Raw genomic sequence first — 18,303 nt, forward strand, 5'->3', positions numbered from 1 at the left:
CTATTTGGGTGCTCAGGTTATCGGGCGTTAATGCCAGACGCTTTGCTAGCTATAACGAAATAAAAGGATAGAAATTTTACGCGAGCGAGCGGCATATTACTAGGGCTTATTGGGGGTTTTTATCATGCAAATTCATGTGTTACCCCAAAACAGTGGATGAGTTTTGTTCAAGTTAAAAGTTAACCGATATTCTCAGGCAAGATTTTCATCTTCAACACGACTAGCACTAGCCGCGAATGTAACTAAACTGTAAACTCAAACCTGTACCTTGCCAAAATTGCAGCAATCAACACAAATAGACTGTAATTGGACAACATTAATGTAATACCTAAGCCTTCCAAAATACGCGTTTCAGCATCTTGGGATTGTTTAGGCATTAATACTTACAAAACAGAAAACTATAAAGTCTATGGCAAACTGACCGATACAGATTCGGTTCCAGCCTAATTTAATGAGGCGCTAATGAAAGAAGTAAAATTTCGTTGGATAGATCAATATCTTATCCACATGACCTTAAAAACTAAATTCGCTATTCTCGCCCTTGTCCCCATGATTATGATTGTGGGATTAGCGGTTTTTCTTAATATCCAGTTTCAGCAAACCCTTATTGATACACATTTCAAGACACTGCAAAACTCAGCACAACAAATTAATCAGATAACCGCCCAGCTCCATAGCAAATTACCGGACCAAGAACGCCAACGGCTACAAAACCAACTCAGTCACGGTAATGTAAACGTCATTGCCCTGAATAATGCTGATAATAAAGCACAATCCATCGCCCGCAGTGGTGGCGGTATTGATGATAGTCAATCCCAAAGGGCGATAAGTGGCGTTAATGATCAAAATCAGATCACGATTATTTCCATTGATAATAGAGAGATAGATGCCCTGCTCGCCAAAGATAACCTGTTGGTGTATGGGCTGATGGCGGCACTGTTGTTTGTGCTATTTTTGTTTAGCTATTACATTTCAACTTTTGTCGGTGGCGCGCTTTACACCACTGTCATGGCGTTAAAAAGAGCGGCCTCAGGCGATTTAACCGGACGTTTAAACTTTTTCGAAGTGAAGGACGAATTCAGTATCTTAGCCATCAGCATTGATACCTTAGTCGAACGGCAACATACCTTAGTGAAGCAAATTGCGGAGTCGACCAATAAAATTCGCGAGGTGGTGTCATCGTTTCGTAGCACCGCGCAGCAAGGTCAATCCCTCGCGGTAAATCAACGTCAACATCTCGATTCTTTAGCGACTGCAATGGAAGAAATGACCGCCGCCGTAAAAGAAGTCGCCCGTAATGCCGAGCAATCCTCTGCCGAAACTCAAGAAGCTAATCAGCAAGTGAGTGCGGGTGGTAAAGACATTGAAACCACAGTCAAAGCCATTGATCTGCTATCGGATGAAATTTCTGACGCCTCAAATGCCGTCAATATTCTCAATGATAATGCCAGCAAGATAGATGAAGTCGTTTCAAGCATTAATGCCATTTCCCAACAAACCAACCTACTCGCTCTCAACGCCGCGATTGAAGCAGCACGCGCGGGTGAACAAGGCCGCGGGTTTGCTGTCGTTGCTGATGAAGTAAGAACCCTCGCAAGCCGCACTCAATCGGCTACCGTTGAAATTAAAACCATGATTGAATCGTTGCAATCGGGCATACGTAACCTAACGCAAGTCATGTCGCGTACTGTGAACCAAGCCAATGAAGGCAAGCAACACGTACTGCAAACAGGTAAAGACTTAGAGTTTATCGCCCACCATAGCAACAAAGTATTTGAAATGAGCGTACTTATTGCGACTTCCGCCGAAGAGCAATCGGCAGTAGCCAATGAGATAGCCACCAATCTGATGGAAATTCGCAACCAGTCACACGATGTAGAACAATCGGCAAATCAATCCGTTTCCGGTTGTGATGAACTGCAAGCAACAGCAGGACAACTCGACCAACTTATGGTGGGGTTAAAAGTCTAATGATTAAAGCAACAAGGGAGCCCATACTCCCTTGTTGCTTAATTATGCATCACTATTCCACTTATTATTAACTAATTCATTTTCATACGTAAAACTTACAATAGATTTACATATAATGGTGAGCCATTCACTTGTTGCCTCCATTAAGAATAATTATCATTCGCCCAATTTTATCAAAGGAAGAATGATATGTTTACTTTACAACGTTTATGTAAGAGCCGGATAAATTGTCCATCACTCCCCCGTTTTACCCCTTCGGTTTTATCCTGTGCGGTTGCCATTGGATTATCGCTCTCAACAACCTTAGTTAATGCGGCAGAAACGACCTCAGTCAATCCAGACATGGAACGAATCGTGGTGACAGCAACTCAAACTAAGCACTCTGAACTTTCCGCCCCTGCATCGGTATCGGTGATTAATCGTGCAGAACTGGATGCGCTGGTCATCGACGACCTTGCTAGCGCGGTGCGTTATCTTCAAGGGGTAAATATTAGCGAAGGCACATCCTATGGCCGCAATGAGATCAGCCTACGTGGATTAGATTCTGATTACACACTGATTTTAATCAATGGCCGTCGAATCAACTCGCGCGAAGCACTCACATCATCTTATGGCAACGATTTTGACTTGTCTTCTATTCCCATGTCAGCAATTGAGCGTATTGAAGTTGTGCGTGGCCCTATGTCGTCTTTATATGGTTCAGAAGCCCTAGGTGGGGTCATCAACGTCATATTGCGTCAACCGACTGACGACTGGCAAACCAGTGTTGGTGTGCAATATGACACACCAACAAAAGGTGACGGCGGGGATACCACTAAATATAATTTTTATACCAGTGGCGCACTTATCAAAGACAAATTATTAGCAAATCTGATTGTGGATAGCAGCAAACGCGATGCGTGGCGCTCAGATTTAAAACCTAAGCTAGATGCCCTTGAAGACCGAGATGAAATCAGTGCTATCGCCAATTTACAATGGCTTATTGATAGCAACCAAGATTTACAGTTTGACCTCAGCTATGCCGATGATGAACGCGAATCCGATTGGAATAACTATGGTGCTATCCTCACAAACTACCAACAAGCGGAGCGGATAAGTTCAGGGTTAACCCATAATGGTCACTGGAATTGGGGCGATACTCGCCTACGCTATTACTATGAAAATGTTGAAGTAACTGATAACTCAGCCCTAATTGCCGAGATTGGCAATATCACCCAAACCAACCATAATCTCGATGGGCAAAGTACCGTACTACTTGGCGATCATATGCTCACTGGTGGTGCTGAATATCGCTGGACTAAGCTTGAAAATAGCCGCAACGTCTTAGGTGACGGAGTGTTAGACGATAATCAATCGGCCCTTTATTTACAGGATGAATTTAACCTAGGCGAACTCAATATCACCCTAGGTGGCCGTGTGGATCACCACGATGTTTACGGCACAGAATTCAGCCCTCGCCTGTATTTGGTCTATAACCTCAGTTCTGAGTGGGTGATTAAAGGTGGTGGCGGTAAAGCGTTTAAAGCCCCCAATATGTCACAATCGCAAGCTGATTATATTATTTCGTCTTGCCGTGGCTCTTGTACCCTTGCGGGTAACCCAGAATTAGAACCTGAAACCTCAGTCAACTATGAGTTGTCAACCCAATACCAAACTACGGATATTGGCGGCTCGATCACTTATTTCCATAACGATGTTGAAAATAAAATCATCACAGAAACTTGGAATAGGGTTCCCGGCGCGGTATTAACCTACCAAAACGTGAATGAAGCGAAGATAACAGGTTGGGAATTACAAGCATGGTACGATTTGACCGATGATCTCAGCTTAAGTGGTAATTACAGCAAAACCGATGCAAAAGATAAACAAAACGGCACGCCATTTACCCTAACGCCAGAGGATAGCTACAACATTAAACTACAGTGGCAAGCATTAGATGGCTTATCTACCTTTGTCGCCTACCACTATACTGGTGAGCAATATCTGCGAGCAAACGTCAAATCTGATGGTTATGGCTCATTAGACATTGGAGCCAATTATCAAATAAACCCAATGTTTAGGCTTAAATTAGGTGTCACAAACCTCACGGATTCAGAACGAGATAATGCTGCAACGGACCTTGACTACATTCAAAAGAGCCGTAGCGTATACGCAGGGATCACCGCGAGTTTCTAAACCCTGTAAGCACTAATGGGTTTAAAACACTCGTAATTAGCCATAAATATAACGGTTGAAAATGCATTTTGCGTTTCACCTGTTATATCCAATACATTATTACATTTTCTACAATTTAGAATTCTTGAAATCAATTTAATTAAGTTGATTTCTAAATTTGAGATTTTAAATATTAACTTTAAAACTTCAGGACACCATCTAGATCAAATTTTTAAACTAAAAAAGTCATTCATCCATTCACATTTGATAACGATCAACGTTTTATCACTTCAAAAACTTATTATACCTTCGAAAAGTTAAACATAAATCTCTGGATTATTATTAATTTAACCTTAATCTTGGCAAATTAACACCTGATGTATTAAGCGATATTAATCATAAAACAGCGACATCAATGAAGCATAAGCTTTCATTGATATATCATCTCGTTTTTTTAAATAAACAGTAATGATACCTACATCATATTCACACAACATGCGCTTTATTACCAAAAGCACAGGTTTTATTGGATAGTTATCATAACGACATAGATGATTTAACTCACTTGAGATTGATGATTTACCCAACAATAAAGAAGGAAAATAATATGCTTAAAAAGATGATGCTAATGTCTGTACTGTGCTTTTCGACTAGTTTAATGGCGGCATCACTTGCCGACAGCCATTCAGAACGCTCTGATTGTGAATCCTGTCATAAGGATAAAACCCCTTCTGCGGATTATGTTTTTGAAAATGAGCAATGCGTAGCATGTCATGGTGAAATGAAAACCCTTAAAGGTGATGCCCATACTAAACATGATGGCGTTCTCACATGCACTAATTGCCATATCGCCCATGAAGAAAAAGCACCTGCTGATTCCTGTAAAGAGTGTCATTGATTTATTGTTAAGTGAATAAAAACCAACCGTGTTGAATGGATTCACTAGGCAGTAACGCCTTTTAAGACCTATCTCCAAAGAAATTTGCCACCTATGCCCACAGGTGGCAATTTTTATTTAAGCTATAACGCCTAAACAGTCAGTTGTCCGCCAATATTATTAATAAGATGTTTTTATGGGATGGTTCTTAAAAACGCCAATGCTTTATCTAAGTCGCGGGTACGCGCCATTGGCGGCAGTGAATTTAAAAAGGCTTGACCATAATAGCGATTCACAATCCGATTATCGCAAAGGATTAATACACCACGGTCTTTTTCATCACGAATAAGACGTCCAACACCTTGTTTAAGCGCAATAATCGCCTGAGGCAACGACACTTCAGTAAAAGGATCGCCCCCTTGACGACTCACGTTGTCGGCTCGTGCGCGATACAGTGGTTCATCAGGTGAGACAAAAGGTAATTTATCGATAATCACGCAACTTAATAGCTTGCCACGGACATCCACCCCTTCCCAAAAACTGCTAGTACCGAGTAATACCGCATTACCAAGCTGACGAAACTTAGTTAACAAACTCTGCTTTCCCGCTTGCCCTTGCACCAACAATGGATATTGAGTACGAGCCCGCAGTGCCAACGCAGTTTGCTCCAGCATGTTATGGCTGGTAAATAGAATAAAAGTACGTCCTTGCGCCGCATCTATGGCTTGCACACACACATCCACCAGTTGTTTTAATGCTTGCTGTTGATTTGCCACATTCCCAAGTTGCCTCGGCACACAAAATACGGCTTGGCGCGGATAATCAAAGGGACTATCGAGAATACTTTGGGCCGCATCGACTATCCCCATTTCACGGGCAAAATGAGCAAGGCTGCGATTAACTTGCAACGTTGCCGAGGTAAATATCCAACTGGTTTCTGGCACAAATAACTGCTGACACTCTCGGGCAATATTAATTGGCGAAATACGAAGCACGACAAAGCGACTACCAAATTCAACGCTATAGGCGGCCTGATTATTATCGCAATGAAAAAACACATTGAGTTTATTATTTAACTCAGCCAACTGAATCGCGATATCATCTAATAACTCACTACGGCCAATATGAGCCATTAATAAATTTTGCAGTGCAGTTAACTCTGCCAGTAAATCCCATGAGGCAGTAGCGAGTAATTTATTGCCTAGCACCAATCGCCAATCTGACTCACCAGCCGAATATAACTGATTATGCCAATCACTTAATTTGGTAAGACAACGCTGACAAAACTGGGCAATTTGACCAGTATCACTCAGTTCTGTTTGATAAATGGCAAGTAGCTTTTGAATAAGATCATCGATAGTACGACTCGAACATTGTTGACCAAAATAGTTAACACAAATATCGGGTAATAAATGTGCCTCATCGAAAATAACCACATCGGGATCGGGCAATAACTCAGCAAAGCCCGTGTCCTTCAATACGCTATCAGCGAAAAATAAATGGTGGTTAACGACGATAATCTTAGCATCCATGGCACGGCTACGCGCTTTACGGGTAAAGCAGACCTCATAAAAATCGCAGCGCTTGCCAAGACAAGTCTCCTTGGTACTCACCACTAATGGCAGCGCAGAAGAATGCTCAGGAACAGAGGTAAGCGCACCAATATCACCATCCTGACTGATACCCGCCCACTGATTAATTTTTAATAAATCATCCAGTAAACGAGCTTCAATATGGCTTGCCTCTCGCATTTGTTTATCCAGTCGCCACTGGCACAGATAATTATTACGCCCCTTGAGTAAGGCGAGTTTAGGCTCAATCCCAAACATAGAGGTAAGTGCAGGTAAATCTTTAAAAAATAATTGCTCTTGCAGATTTTTACTGCCCGTACTAATGATAACTTGTTTGCCGCTCAATAACGCAGGGATCAAATAGGCAAAGGTTTTTCCAACCCCCGTTCCCGCCTCAATCACCAAATTACCTTTTGATGCAATGGCCTCACTTACCCCTTGTGCCATCTGCATTTGACTTTCCCGAGCACTAAACCCTTGAATATGCGTCGACAATACCCCTCCTTGCAAAAATGCACGTTGCACTTCAGTCGAGAGTCGACTTACCGATACAGAACCGTTTGAGGCTAAAGGCTTAACCACTGAGGCTTGAGTGGTTGATTGGCGGGAGCGAGTCAAAGGGGAAATCTATCCTTTATCAAGGTGTTATAAAATATTCAAAAAGTATCGTAAGGCCGTAATCAATTATTGAACTCATCAATAGCCGATATGGGCTGGCACTCTCTAGCTGACGCCATACATCACAATACTAGGCTTAAAGTTAAAAGGGAGTTCGAAGCATTATGCTGATTTAAGATAAGACTACAAGTTAACAACGACATTAACGCCAATATTAGCACTCACCCTTACCGCTATATCTACAAGCCGCCAGTGCGGCGGTGAACTTGAATTTTTAAATACTTCACCTTCTCTTGTGTTTCTAAGCCGCCTGTGTGGCGGTGAACGTGTTAGGTGGTAAAACGCTACTCATAGAGTCTTTCTAAGCCGCCTGTGTGGCGGTGAACCAAATTGAAATGGAGAACAAGTACCGCCAGTATTTCTAAGCCGCCTGTGTGGCGGTGAACACCAAAGCGATTGCTAAAATCACGGCTGTACATTTCTAAGCCGCCTGTGTGGCGGTGAACAGGTTGTACATAGCGGTGTAGTTTATCCCCTATTTCTAAGCCGCCTGTGTGGCGGTGAACTAGCGATTGCAGATACCTATCTTGTTCAGTTATTTCTAAGCCGCCTGTGTGGCGGTGAACTCGTATTCGACCAGTTCGAGTTTCCGACCAATTTTCTAAGCCGCCTGTGTGGCGGTGAACGTCATAATCTTAAGCTCGTCGTACTGCCAGATTTTCTAAGCCGCCTGTGTGGCGGTGAACGCCAGCTTGACGCCACCTTGTGGGCGGCTGTATTTCTAAGCCGCCTGTGTGGCGGTGAACCGAATCGCCGTTTCAACGTGCTTTTTCATGAATTTCTAAGCCGCCTGTGTGGCGGTGAACGAATTAAGTGATGCCGCCATTTGCAGCGGATCTTTCTAAGCCGCCTGTGTGGCGGTGAACGCCATTGTGACAAAAATAAAACAGGCTGGAATTTTCTAAGCCGCCTGTGTGGCGGTGAACTCGCTTTATTCTTCAATTAATACCATTTGTGATTTCTAAGCCGCCTGTGTGGCGGTGAACGTTGAAATGGTTCAACTAGGCATGGCACCAATTTTCTAAGCCGCCTGTGTGGCGGTGAACTAGCCGCAACAGCTAAAACCGCAGCACCAACATTTCTAAGCCGCCTGTGTGGCGGTGAACAGATATGAGAACAGCTTTAGGTCAAACAGCTATTTCTAAGCCGCCTGTGTGGCGGTGAACGAGCAGTAAAGGTGCAGTCAATTTGCTTTATTTTTCTAAGCCGCCTGTGTGGCGGTGAACAATATTTTCATATTAGTTTCCAAATAAATTTTTTTCTAAGCCGCCTGTGTGGCGGTGAATGGTATGGGTATCAATCGCCCATGGGTGTGATCTTTCTAAGCCGCCTGTGTGGCGGTGAACATTGTGATTATGCCCGTCTAGCTTATACAGACTTTCTAAGCCGCCTGTGTGGCGGTGAACCAAACGGTAACGCTAAACCCTGTTGCCAAATCTTTCTAAGCCGCCTGTGTGGCGGTGAACAACCTTCAGCAATTGCCATAATTGCTTCACCTTTTCTAAGCCGCCTGTGTGGCGGTGAACGTCTCACGCCATGTTTCGAGGTTTTGCCAATCTTTCTAAGCCGCCTGTGTGGCGGTGAACACAAAAGCGGTCGCTGCAATGGTGGCCGTGGTTTTCTAAGCCGCCTGTGTGGCGGTGAACAGTAAGAGAATTTGAGCTTCATAATGTTCAATTTTCTAAGCCGCCTGTGTGGCGGTGAACAATAGCTTATCTGCAAAAAAATAAGTTACAACAGGCAGATAGGTAAAAAAACGTACTTTTACCTTTCTAAATATCAACTGTTGTAACTTTTTGTTTTAAAACTAATTTTTTAAAGAGCAAAAATAAAGGGTATTTTAGGTCTCTAAATTAACCTTCAAACCAAGGGACTGCGGCTTGTTCTGTTTGAGCACGACGGCTAAGCCCGTAGCAATTAAATAGCCCATTATTTTGACTAGGTTTGGTGACTTTTTCACACTCAATAAACAATAAAAACTTTCTGCGATCTGCGGGACTGACATCTTTCTCCGTTGATAAACTTCGTAAGTTGATAAACGGCAATTTAGATTTAGTATCGAGATTATCTATCGACGCTAATAAACGCGTCTTAACTTCATTAATAGCAAAGCCATTTTTTTGGGCGATCACTATCGCACGAGCATCGATATTTCTGCGCAGTTTGTCAGGTGACTTAAAGTGGCGGCGTTTAAAGTAAGCATATTCGGAGACATTATCAGGCACCGCTTTAATTGCTTTTATGTGTACATAATCCGCTAAACGCGCCAACCATTGCGCAACCTTAAGATCTGCTAGTTGCTGCTCTGTTCCAGCGAATAATCTTAACTTATCCCCTAACGGAAACTTTGTATTATCACTGAATGACTTAGCATCATATTTGGGGAACGACAACCCAATGGCTGAATTTTCCACACTGACTTTATGTTCAACCAACATCAAGTGGATCTGCTGGTAAACTTTGTGCCACAAAAAGCCAAGATTGGCTTCGGCGTCGGGCAGTAAAGTGATATCGAGGTAGTATTTCATTACTACTCCTTATCACTTTCGCCAAATACTCCACCGCGCACTAATACCGCCATCACATAGTGCTCATCTTCAATTCGGCTTAGCTTTTCACCCCGCGCCCACAGATCAAAAAAACTGTAAAAATCTTGTTTGGCTGCAGGAGTACGATAGGCCTTACCTAGATTAGTAACTGCGCCATAGGGTTCGATGGCAATGGCCCCCGCACTAGTTTCAGGATCGGTAAATTCAGGATACCAAGTATCGATAGTACGCAGCGCATTACCGAGCTTTTGTGAGTGCATAGCCGCTAACCCATTAACATTATAGAGAATTTTGCTTTTCTCGCCTTTACCTTTATCTAAAACCAGTTCTTCGCTTGGGTAGACTTCCTGCGCTCTCCCTACCTGTGCAAAACAGTTGATATCTAATAATAAAAAATCATCCTCACTGGAAAGTACTGTGGCGATATGGTTAGCCAGTGCGTTGATTTGCGCATCGTTATTATCAAAGCTTTTGGTACTAAATTGAGCGGCGTCGAATGTCCAGCTTTGATCAAGCGTGCTATTTTTTGCCCTTACTTGCACTTCAATGTTCTCTGCACCGACGCGGTTACGCCATAAAAAACGCGCATTGGCTAAGTTAGTGGCGTAACGGCGAGCTAACTCGGTAAAACCTTGGTTTTCAATGTAGGTTGCTGCCGCTGCGCGGTAACTTTGTTTGAACAATGCATTGTTACAAGCGGATGGCTCGGTAATACCCCCTAAGACTTTAATGGTGAATTGCAAATTCAGCGTATCGTGCTCTGGCGCCAGCGCACAGGCATCCACACGTTGTAAATTGGCTTTTTCCACTTCAGCATTAAGCTTGGCGGGGTCATTTTTTATCGCTGCTTTTAAACGGTTGGAAATGGTGCCTCGCACCGATTTCTCCCTCAATGCCAATGGCACTATTTGACTCCGTTCGGTCCATGAGGTGCCATACATATAGCCATCACTCACCACTAACTTTTTTTCAAAGGCTAATACTGATGCCACATTTTCTTTTTTCGCCATGATAAATATCCTTTTCTATTAACGATTAAAATTCTGATTCGATTGAAGTTAAGCCCGAACTTGCAGATTTAGGAGATTCGCTATGTTTTTGCTGACAAAGGTATAAGTCACCATCGATGTGATAACGCCACAGCATCTGCTCTACACTATGTAAGCGATGTGGCATTTTAAATTCACCTAAGGTTACAAGACTTTCAGCGAACCGATGTGACGTGTTCGGATCGCGCTGATTTTTAGCATCACTCAACTCACTTAGCGCATGATATCCGGTAGCTATTGGCACTACCCACCCAGCCGGTTTGTTTTCGAGTGTTTTACGGTAGCTGCGCCACTCGATGTTACCTTCTTCGTCCTGATCACAACTATGATGAACGGCAAGGTAGTCAATTAACGCATTCAGGGCATCCACACCCTCTGCCATAGCGGCTTGCATCAAATCGCGACGCTCAATCAATACATAACCCGGCATTAAGTGACGCTGTAGTTTGCGTAAATCCTTATCATCACCTTCACTGTTGTTGATACAAAAAGGCGGCTGAAAACTTTTTATATCGCCACCCGCTAACTTCATCTTGGCGTGCAATAACTGGGTTACCGCACTTAATAAGTGCTCATGTTCATCAATAGTGATCCCATTGAACTCAATCACTAAACTGATCTCAAGATGACAGCGTGCCTCTTCAATGAATGCGGATCTCGCACCGGTTTTATCCAGAGGATTACCTGTACCTACAATGGAGTGAACATAGTCATTGTCTCCTTTGTAGGTTTGCAAATTGACATCGTGGCTGACCACGCCAGTCGCTAAAAAATTTACTGGGATATCTTGCGCATTTACATGCCGTTGCAACGCATGTACACCACCCAACCAAGCCGTCATTGCCGGAAACCCTATGGTAAATGGGCTGGATAAGGCATTGGCGTTATGCACCTTAATATGAGGAATAATAAGTAGTTTTTTAACTTCACCTATCATCGCAATGCCTCCTTATTGCTTAAGACGATTTTCTGCATCTGCCGATATTCAGCATCACCAAACTTAATGGCTTTGCTACCCAAGGTTTTTTCATAACCATGGAATAAAAAAACTGTGATGGCATTGCAAATAACATCTAACCAGTCGTCAGTTGTCTCACGTAATATTTTGGTGTGTTCACAAAGCCAGGTTTGTTGCACCGTTGGAAGCAGACTATCTTCTCGTCGGAATTGTGCCTGTGCAACAGAACGCACCTGCCACATTTTTTCAATGACGTGATCAATTACACTTTGGTAATAGTCATCCCGCTGCGCCCGAATATGCATATTGTTATCATCGCCGCGATAGAGTTGATGTAAGGCCTGAAACTGATTTTTACATTGGGTGTAACGTAATGTCTGACTAAAAAAATCACTGTGGGGGAAATGTACATCGCGATTTTTAAGGTTAGGAGGCAGACTCAACAGCAAGTGCGCTTTACCGCCATTTTGATTATTTAACACACTAATATTTTGAGGTTTAGTGCCGCCATAACCTATGGTGGTGAGGTTATAGATTTCTTTGTATCCCTGATGAAATTGGTTGGTTTTCTTTTTATCACGCGCCTCTTTTATGGTCTCGCCAAAACGCATGGCATCCAGCCGCTGCCTCAGTTCAAACACTATGCCAGAAGCGGTTAACAGAGAGAGCTGATGATATTCGATTGAGGCTAAATGACCATTAACTGAGTTGCCGCGATTCAGTGGAAAATACACCTGCTTTATTTTCGAGCTGGTAATACTTTCACTGCTTGTTGCCGTCATCGCTAAAAACGCTTGCTTTAACGTCTGGTAATCTGGGTAGGTTTCTTTACTCGCGGCTGCCAATAAATTAACGGCTTGCTCACTGTCACGTTCTAAATGCTGAATAAGCGTTTCACCATCGGCCATCACTAAGGTTAAAAATTTATACACATCCAGCGCAGCGGCGTTGCCCAGAGCATCGGCGGCCACTTCAACATTGCCGCTGCGTAAAAAACCATCATTGGCTTTTTCACTATGAGCAATAATGGATGTCACGTAACCATTTTTATTTTTACGCGCGCTGGGATGGCTAAAGGTACAAGGATGGGTAGAAATGGCGATTTGCCCAGCCCGACTGGCGGCATTAGGTAGCCAATTTGCCAGACTAAACTGCGTTTCACACTCGATTTCCAACGCCTTTATCTCAACGTCAGACATAGATGCTTTGATATTTTTCTTTAACCACGCCGATTTTCGGTCAGCGAAGAACTCGCTTATTGTTCCATCAATCATTCTTTCCCCCACTCCATATCAATGACATTAAGAATTTAAAAATCCGCCTCCAGATTGCAATGGTATGAGCATCTGGAATTGATTCACCTTCATCAACAAAACTCACTTCTTCAGTCCTGCAGATAGTGACAATCTCTTTACGTATGTACTTTCTACTCATACCCACCACGCACAATATTGCTTAACATTTATGCATGTTAGTCTCAAAACAAAAACAATACAATCCATGTAACGACGAAATAAAAAACTCGATTATGCTTTTCCATTTTCATTCGTGTAAACTAGTGCCACTGCCGCATAGGCAGCTTAGAAAATGTAACGACGCATGTTTACTGCCGCACAGGCAGCCCTTAAGCCAGAGCCATAAGCTCTGGCTTTTTCTATAGTTTTACCAATCCTAATTGATCGTTATAAGCGTATTGCTGCTTTTCATTATGGGGGAAGTTCAACTCGCCATAGCGGAGTGACACACGCCTTTGACTCAATGGCTGCTGACTATCTAGGCTTTTATCGGCAAATTCAGCGCAGGCTCTGTCATAGTCACGTACCAACCATAACCTACTGCGAGCCTGCGGGGCTAAGGCGATACGCTGAATATTAAGAATATTTTCACGATCATCGGCATAACCTTCTTCATTCTTTTCGCAGAAGCGACTGGTGTTCTGGTCGTTATCGAACACTAAAAACACTTTAATACTGGGTTCACTGTGCCTAAATGGTGTGAGCTGCTGTGCTAATGCAGTTAAAAACCAATGCTGATTTAACCAGCCTTGTAAAGTTGCTGGGCTGGTTTGTGCACCTTCACCCTGCATTTTATAGTTAGACAACCAACTCCAAGTCGCAATATGTTCTAGCTCAATTAAACTGCCACAACGGCTCACATGACGCATATAGTCCGCAGTTAACTGTACTGGTTTATGAATACGAGGGATGGCATCTAGGCGCTCTGCGATATCGAGGGTATTGATCAGACAATTAAGATCATGCGTTTCCAACGAGCAGATATCTTCATAGCCGGGACGATTAAAGACTCTGGCACGTTCAAGATGGTTATCTCGGATCCCTTTCCAGTTATATTGCAACAAAGCAATGTTTGCTGTAGTCACTTCACCTTCTCTGTGTCGCTTTACACGTCCGGCTAATTGAATAATGGAACGATAGGATGAAGGCTCAATCACAGCCCAATCAAAATCATGGTCCCGCCCCACTTCCTCCACAGGTGTTGCAACTAATATAAACAACACATTGCGTATAGCGTTAGACTGCGCAGCTATCGCCGCTAAATGCTGACGAATAACAGGATCTGACAATGCCTGTGGCGGTTCGTTTTCAGCTTCCTTACGTTTAAGCACTTTATCTAAGTGTTGCTCTTGTATCGAGCGCAGCAATAACACTTGCTGACTGTGATAAGCCATCACTCTTACCTCAGTATCAAGCGGCCATTCTTTGGCTAATAAATACTGCGTCAATGCAACACAAGGGGAAATATTGGCAACGCGCACCACGCCAAAAGAGACATTAAGTTGAGTATTGATATCGTGAACATGGTGTTGCAGGTGTTTTTGCAAGGCACTTTGTGCAATCACATTAAAATAAGCCAGTTGCTTACTTTCAATCACTGTTTGCTGTTGATTGCTTTGGCCTTGATGCTGCTCGATAATCGCTTGGCAAGCACTGATATCGGCTTTGCGTTTGGCTGGCTGTTGCTTTAACTTAGCGATCCGCTTAGTAATAAAGGCATCATGTTCCTGTCGATATTGATTTATTGCGGCGGGTAATTCGGCGACACAGTTGCTTGTCACCTGAGTAGAAAATTCATCTATCCAAGCGCAGCCAATCACTGAACTGGCACTGCGAGTTTTGCAATAGAGCTGCCAACCATCGCGATAGGCCTTGAAATACCCTTCGGCCATAAAAGGTGGAATCGTGGCGGAGGAAATCATCACCTTACGCCCAAGCATACCCGCTAGATGAATTAGCCTGCCAATAGCGATCAGATCGTCGCCAGTAAAATCATCAATCTCGTCAATCACTAAATCTGACGACATCAAGCGCAGGGTCGGCAGAATATAGCAGCCACCACGCTTGGTTTCTGTTGCGGCCATCAAATGATCAATAGTGCAAGCCAGAACTGGCGCATACAAGAACTGTTTATCTCTGTTACAGGTTAACACTGTACTTAACCCTTGCTCTGGAATCGCACAGTCAAAATCTATCTCTTCATCCAGTAGAGTTTCTTGTGATGATGACCCCGTGTGTTCCACATTTTTTTCATCCAATTCAGCTTTACGCTGTTGGTGCAACTCCATGACTGCCCTAGAGCCAATAAGTACAGCCAGTTCGCTGTTATCTAAACCCACACGCTCACGGTATTCATCACCTGTTTGCAGGGTTAATGTGCGCAAACCTAAGGCCAAAATAAAGCGCAAGCTTTTACTGTCACCCGATAACGCTCGCATCACTTTGGCGTTTGCAAAGGTTTTACCACAACCCGTACTGGCCATATTCACAGTAAAAAAACCATATTTCTGTTTAGCTTGCTTATCGATGGCATAACGCCAAGTGGTGATTTTATCCACCGCTTTATCCTGCCATTGATAGGGTTTAGGGCTAGGTTTGCGCAAACTATGAATATCTTCTGCAACCGGCGGTTCTTGCTCAAATGCAGGCAATAAATGTGCTGTATTTAATGCACAGCGAGCAACACCCACTAAATGCTCATCCAATTTTTGCTTTAAGGTGTTAGTCGCTCTGTCGGTATTAGCATAAAGACCTGTGGTGTCCTGCCACTTTTGATCGGCTTGCTGTGAAGAATAAAAGTGATCGCCTAGCATTAGGCATAAACGGGCATGATTGAGTACAAGTCGATAACTACCATCAGTTAAACATTGCTGTACCTGCGTTTGTTGCTGCAATAACCGCGCTGACCATTTTTTGACTTGCTGTAACCAAGGTTTTGAATTACTGAGTAATCCATTAGGAAAACGAAAGCAGCTCTTTAGGCGTTTCTCGTAATCCTGTTCGTCATAGCGATTCTGATATCCCCACTCTTTGCTGATACGAGCAAGCATAATATCGAGTGATGCTGCACTTTCCGTTTTGTAATCAGTACACAGATCTTTATCCGGCAATGGTAACCTGTGGTGCGATACGATTAACCATGCCACCAATTTAGCTATTGGCGGTAAAGCATTAAGTGGTTTAGCTGTGTCCGCCTGAATAAACTGTTTTAAGCGGGATTCGTCAATATCAGCTTCACTTAATCGGCTCAGCCATTGCTCATCGGTATCAGCATCAGTCGTGTGAATAAAGGCATGTAATAGCAGTAAAGATATCCACTCATGACGAATAGGATCGCCCTTAAATCGATGTTGACTACTCGGATTTAATTTATCCTGAAACAACGTAGTTGCCTTACCCCAGTCATGTAATAGTGCCGATAGCCCCGCCAGTGCTTTAATTAACGGTAAATAGTGCCAATCATTTTCAATATCGCTCGCTAATAAATTCCTACGGGTACTATTCACTGGCACTATGCCTTGTTCATTAAATTTCAACCGATTACCCACCACCCACAATAGTTGGCTTCTGGCGCGCGAACGGATCCAGTGACAACTCACCGCCGTACTTTTACTGGCGGTTTGTTTGAGCATTTTCTTAACCGTTAATAGTCCATCTTCGGTGATCAGGGTTTGCCAAGTGTTATCGCCTATGCGGTTAGCAAAAGCATCCAGCACGCGGCGGGTCTTTTTGAGGGCATTTTTCTCGCACTGACTGATGAATGTCACCATCATAGCTTCTGTACCTTATAATCCTTGGGCTGCAATTTGCTCGGCACTGTAGTCCTGCAGTGCAATGCCTTTCACCGTATTGAACATAAAATCTAAGGCGTTATGGTCGGTAAAGGCTTGTAACACTTGCTGGCGAAACTCTTGTTCGCTGGCCTTTTCTTTGGCGCAGACGAATGCCCAGGGTAATACGATGGCGTCTTTGATGAGATCAGCGACATCAAACACTAATGCTCCGCGACGAGTTTTCCCGTGCATCACGGCAAAACCGTGGGGAATGCCCAGAACCCAGAGACAACTGGCGGCGAGTCCATAGGCTAAATAGTTGCCGTGGTTTAAAAAGTCGTTCGCGATATCTGCGCTTTGGTGTTGGCGGGTAAAATCTTTGAGTTGGGTATTATTGGCGGCGTGCTTGTACAGCACTTTGGTTAACTGGGCTTCGGTCAGTAGCAGATCCGACTGTTTGGTTGCCGCCTCAGTGCGGGCATGAAACGTCTCGAGCGCGGCTTGGATTGCCGGATCCTTAAAGATAAAGCCTTCCGTTTTGAGCTCGCGATCCCTCTGCCACACTTGCTCGATAAATTGAATGCGGGCTTGCTGGAAGGTTTTCGCGGCGAGTAATCGTTTTTCATCATCAAACCAAAATTGCATCCAGCCGTGTAAATATTCAGTGGGCCGATATTCACTCTGTGGTGTCAGCCATTCCACTTCACAGGTCATATAAAGTGGCGTGCCACCACCGCCACAAAAACCGACTAATACCCCCGCCTGCGCTAGCATTCGCATGGCCGCTTGGGTGATGGACGTGCCATTGCCTAATAATAGGACTGTGGTGTTGGCGATAGGGATATTAAAATATTGGTTTTCGTTTTTTGCCTCGGTCAAATACAGCACCCTGCCATCTTTTTGCATCACTCGACAGTATTCGAGGTAATACATGTTCGCGCGTTTTGAGTGCAAAATGGTTTTTAGATCCGATGGGCTAAAATCATCCATAACTCACCTCAGTAAAAATGGTGGAGGAAAATCCACCATAAGAAGTATCCCTGTGTTATCCATACTAACTGTAGAATCGTTTATTCACTATACAGTTTCAGTGTTATCTAGTTCACAATTTTGAACAAAATCAACATAAAAATGAATATACCTAACACTGTGGTAACCAATTTGCCCAATCTGAATGCAGGCCAAGTTCTGGATTTATCATCGGCGGATTACGCTAAGCATGTCGTGTTGCTAAATGGCACTATGCAGCCGCAAGGGCGTGCACATCAAGAGGCGAACATGTCCACGATCGCCCGCACAACAAGCCGTACCCGAGCCTTGCGCTAAATCCTGATGCTTAAGCCGTGCAGAAGCATTAAACACTGCAATGTGCAACACGCAGGACGGTTTGAAAGGAAATAACTCAACCTCAGAATATCTGTTGGTACA

General features: G+C 43.6%; 11 protein-coding genes and 1 CRISPR repeat array. Of the genes, 4 read left to right on the forward strand and 7 right to left on the reverse strand.

What is annotated here, in order from left to right; translation table 11 throughout:
* Positions 1 to 462: 462 nt before the first annotated feature.
* From SPUTW3181_RS11360 to SPUTW3181_RS11370, 3 genes are all read left to right on the forward strand, one after another.
* Positions 463 to 1,971: a methyl-accepting chemotaxis protein gene (locus tag SPUTW3181_RS11360; protein ID WP_011789477.1), complete on the forward strand. Its 1,509-nt coding sequence runs from the start codon at positions 463 to 465 to the stop codon at positions 1,969 to 1,971.
* Positions 1,972 to 2,160: 189 nt separating this feature from the next.
* On the forward strand, positions 2,161 to 4,146 hold the full coding sequence (locus SPUTW3181_RS11365) for a TonB-dependent receptor domain-containing protein (RefSeq protein ID WP_011789478.1): 1,986 nt from the start codon (positions 2,161 to 2,163) through the stop codon (positions 4,144 to 4,146).
* Between the two features lie 586 nt (positions 4,147 to 4,732).
* Entirely contained in the window at positions 4,733 to 5,023 is a 291-nt protein-coding gene (locus tag SPUTW3181_RS11370) for a cytochrome c3 family protein (protein ID WP_011919229.1), read from the forward strand.
* A gap of 173 nt (positions 5,024 to 5,196) precedes the next feature.
* On the opposite strand, the gene SPUTW3181_RS11375 is transcribed toward SPUTW3181_RS11370, so the two are convergent.
* From SPUTW3181_RS11375 to cas1f, 7 genes are all read right to left on the reverse strand, one after another.
* Positions 5,197 to 7,191 (reverse strand): ATP-dependent DNA helicase, encoded by a 1,995-nt coding sequence (locus SPUTW3181_RS11375; RefSeq protein WP_011789480.1) that lies wholly within the window; start codon positions 7,189 to 7,191, stop codon positions 5,197 to 5,199.
* A gap of 238 nt (positions 7,192 to 7,429) precedes the next feature.
* Positions 7,430 to 8,957: direct repeats of the CRISPR family, unit length 28 nt; unit sequence TTTCTAAGCCGCCTGTGTGGCGGTGAAC.
* Between the two features lie 147 nt (positions 8,958 to 9,104).
* Entirely contained in the window at positions 9,105 to 9,779 is a 675-nt protein-coding gene (gene cas6f, locus SPUTW3181_RS11380) for a type I-F CRISPR-associated endoribonuclease Cas6/Csy4 (RefSeq protein WP_011789481.1), read from the reverse strand.
* Positions 9,780 to 9,781: 2 nt separating this feature from the next.
* The gene (gene csy3 / locus SPUTW3181_RS11385) at positions 9,782 to 10,810 is read right to left on the reverse strand and encodes a type I-F CRISPR-associated protein Csy3 (RefSeq protein ID WP_011789482.1); all 1,029 of its coding nucleotides are present in this window, start codon (positions 10,808 to 10,810) and stop codon (positions 9,782 to 9,784) included.
* A gap of 25 nt (positions 10,811 to 10,835) precedes the next feature.
* Complete coding sequence (gene csy2, locus SPUTW3181_RS11390; RefSeq protein WP_011789483.1) at positions 10,836 to 11,786, reverse strand: type I-F CRISPR-associated protein Csy2; 951 nt, start codon at positions 11,784 to 11,786, stop codon at positions 10,836 to 10,838.
* Positions 11,783 to 13,081 carry a type I-F CRISPR-associated protein Csy1 gene (csy1, locus tag SPUTW3181_RS11395; protein WP_011789484.1) on the reverse strand — a complete coding sequence of 433 codons (1,299 nt, stop codon included), beginning with the start codon at positions 13,079 to 13,081 and terminating at the stop codon, positions 11,783 to 11,785. Before csy1 ends, csy2 begins: the two co-directional genes overlap by 4 nt.
* A gap of 380 nt (positions 13,082 to 13,461) precedes the next feature.
* Positions 13,462 to 16,875 (reverse strand): type I-F CRISPR-associated helicase Cas3f, encoded by a 3,414-nt coding sequence (gene cas3f, locus SPUTW3181_RS11400; protein ID WP_011789485.1) that lies wholly within the window; start codon positions 16,873 to 16,875, stop codon positions 13,462 to 13,464.
* A gap of 12 nt (positions 16,876 to 16,887) precedes the next feature.
* Positions 16,888 to 17,865 (reverse strand): type I-F CRISPR-associated endonuclease Cas1f, encoded by a 978-nt coding sequence (gene cas1f, locus SPUTW3181_RS11405; protein WP_011789486.1) that lies wholly within the window; start codon positions 17,863 to 17,865, stop codon positions 16,888 to 16,890.
* Between the two features lie 141 nt (positions 17,866 to 18,006).
* On the opposite strand from cas1f, the gene SPUTW3181_RS11410 reads away from it, so the two are divergent.
* Positions 18,007 to 18,201: a hypothetical protein gene (locus tag SPUTW3181_RS11410; RefSeq protein WP_041408187.1), complete on the forward strand. Its 195-nt coding sequence runs from the start codon at positions 18,007 to 18,009 to the stop codon at positions 18,199 to 18,201.
* The last annotated feature ends 102 nt before the right edge of the window (positions 18,202 to 18,303 follow it).

The sequence above is a fragment of the Shewanella sp. W3-18-1 genome, assembly GCF_000015185.1.
Lineage (GTDB): Bacteria > Pseudomonadota > Gammaproteobacteria > Enterobacterales > Shewanellaceae > Shewanella > Shewanella putrefaciens.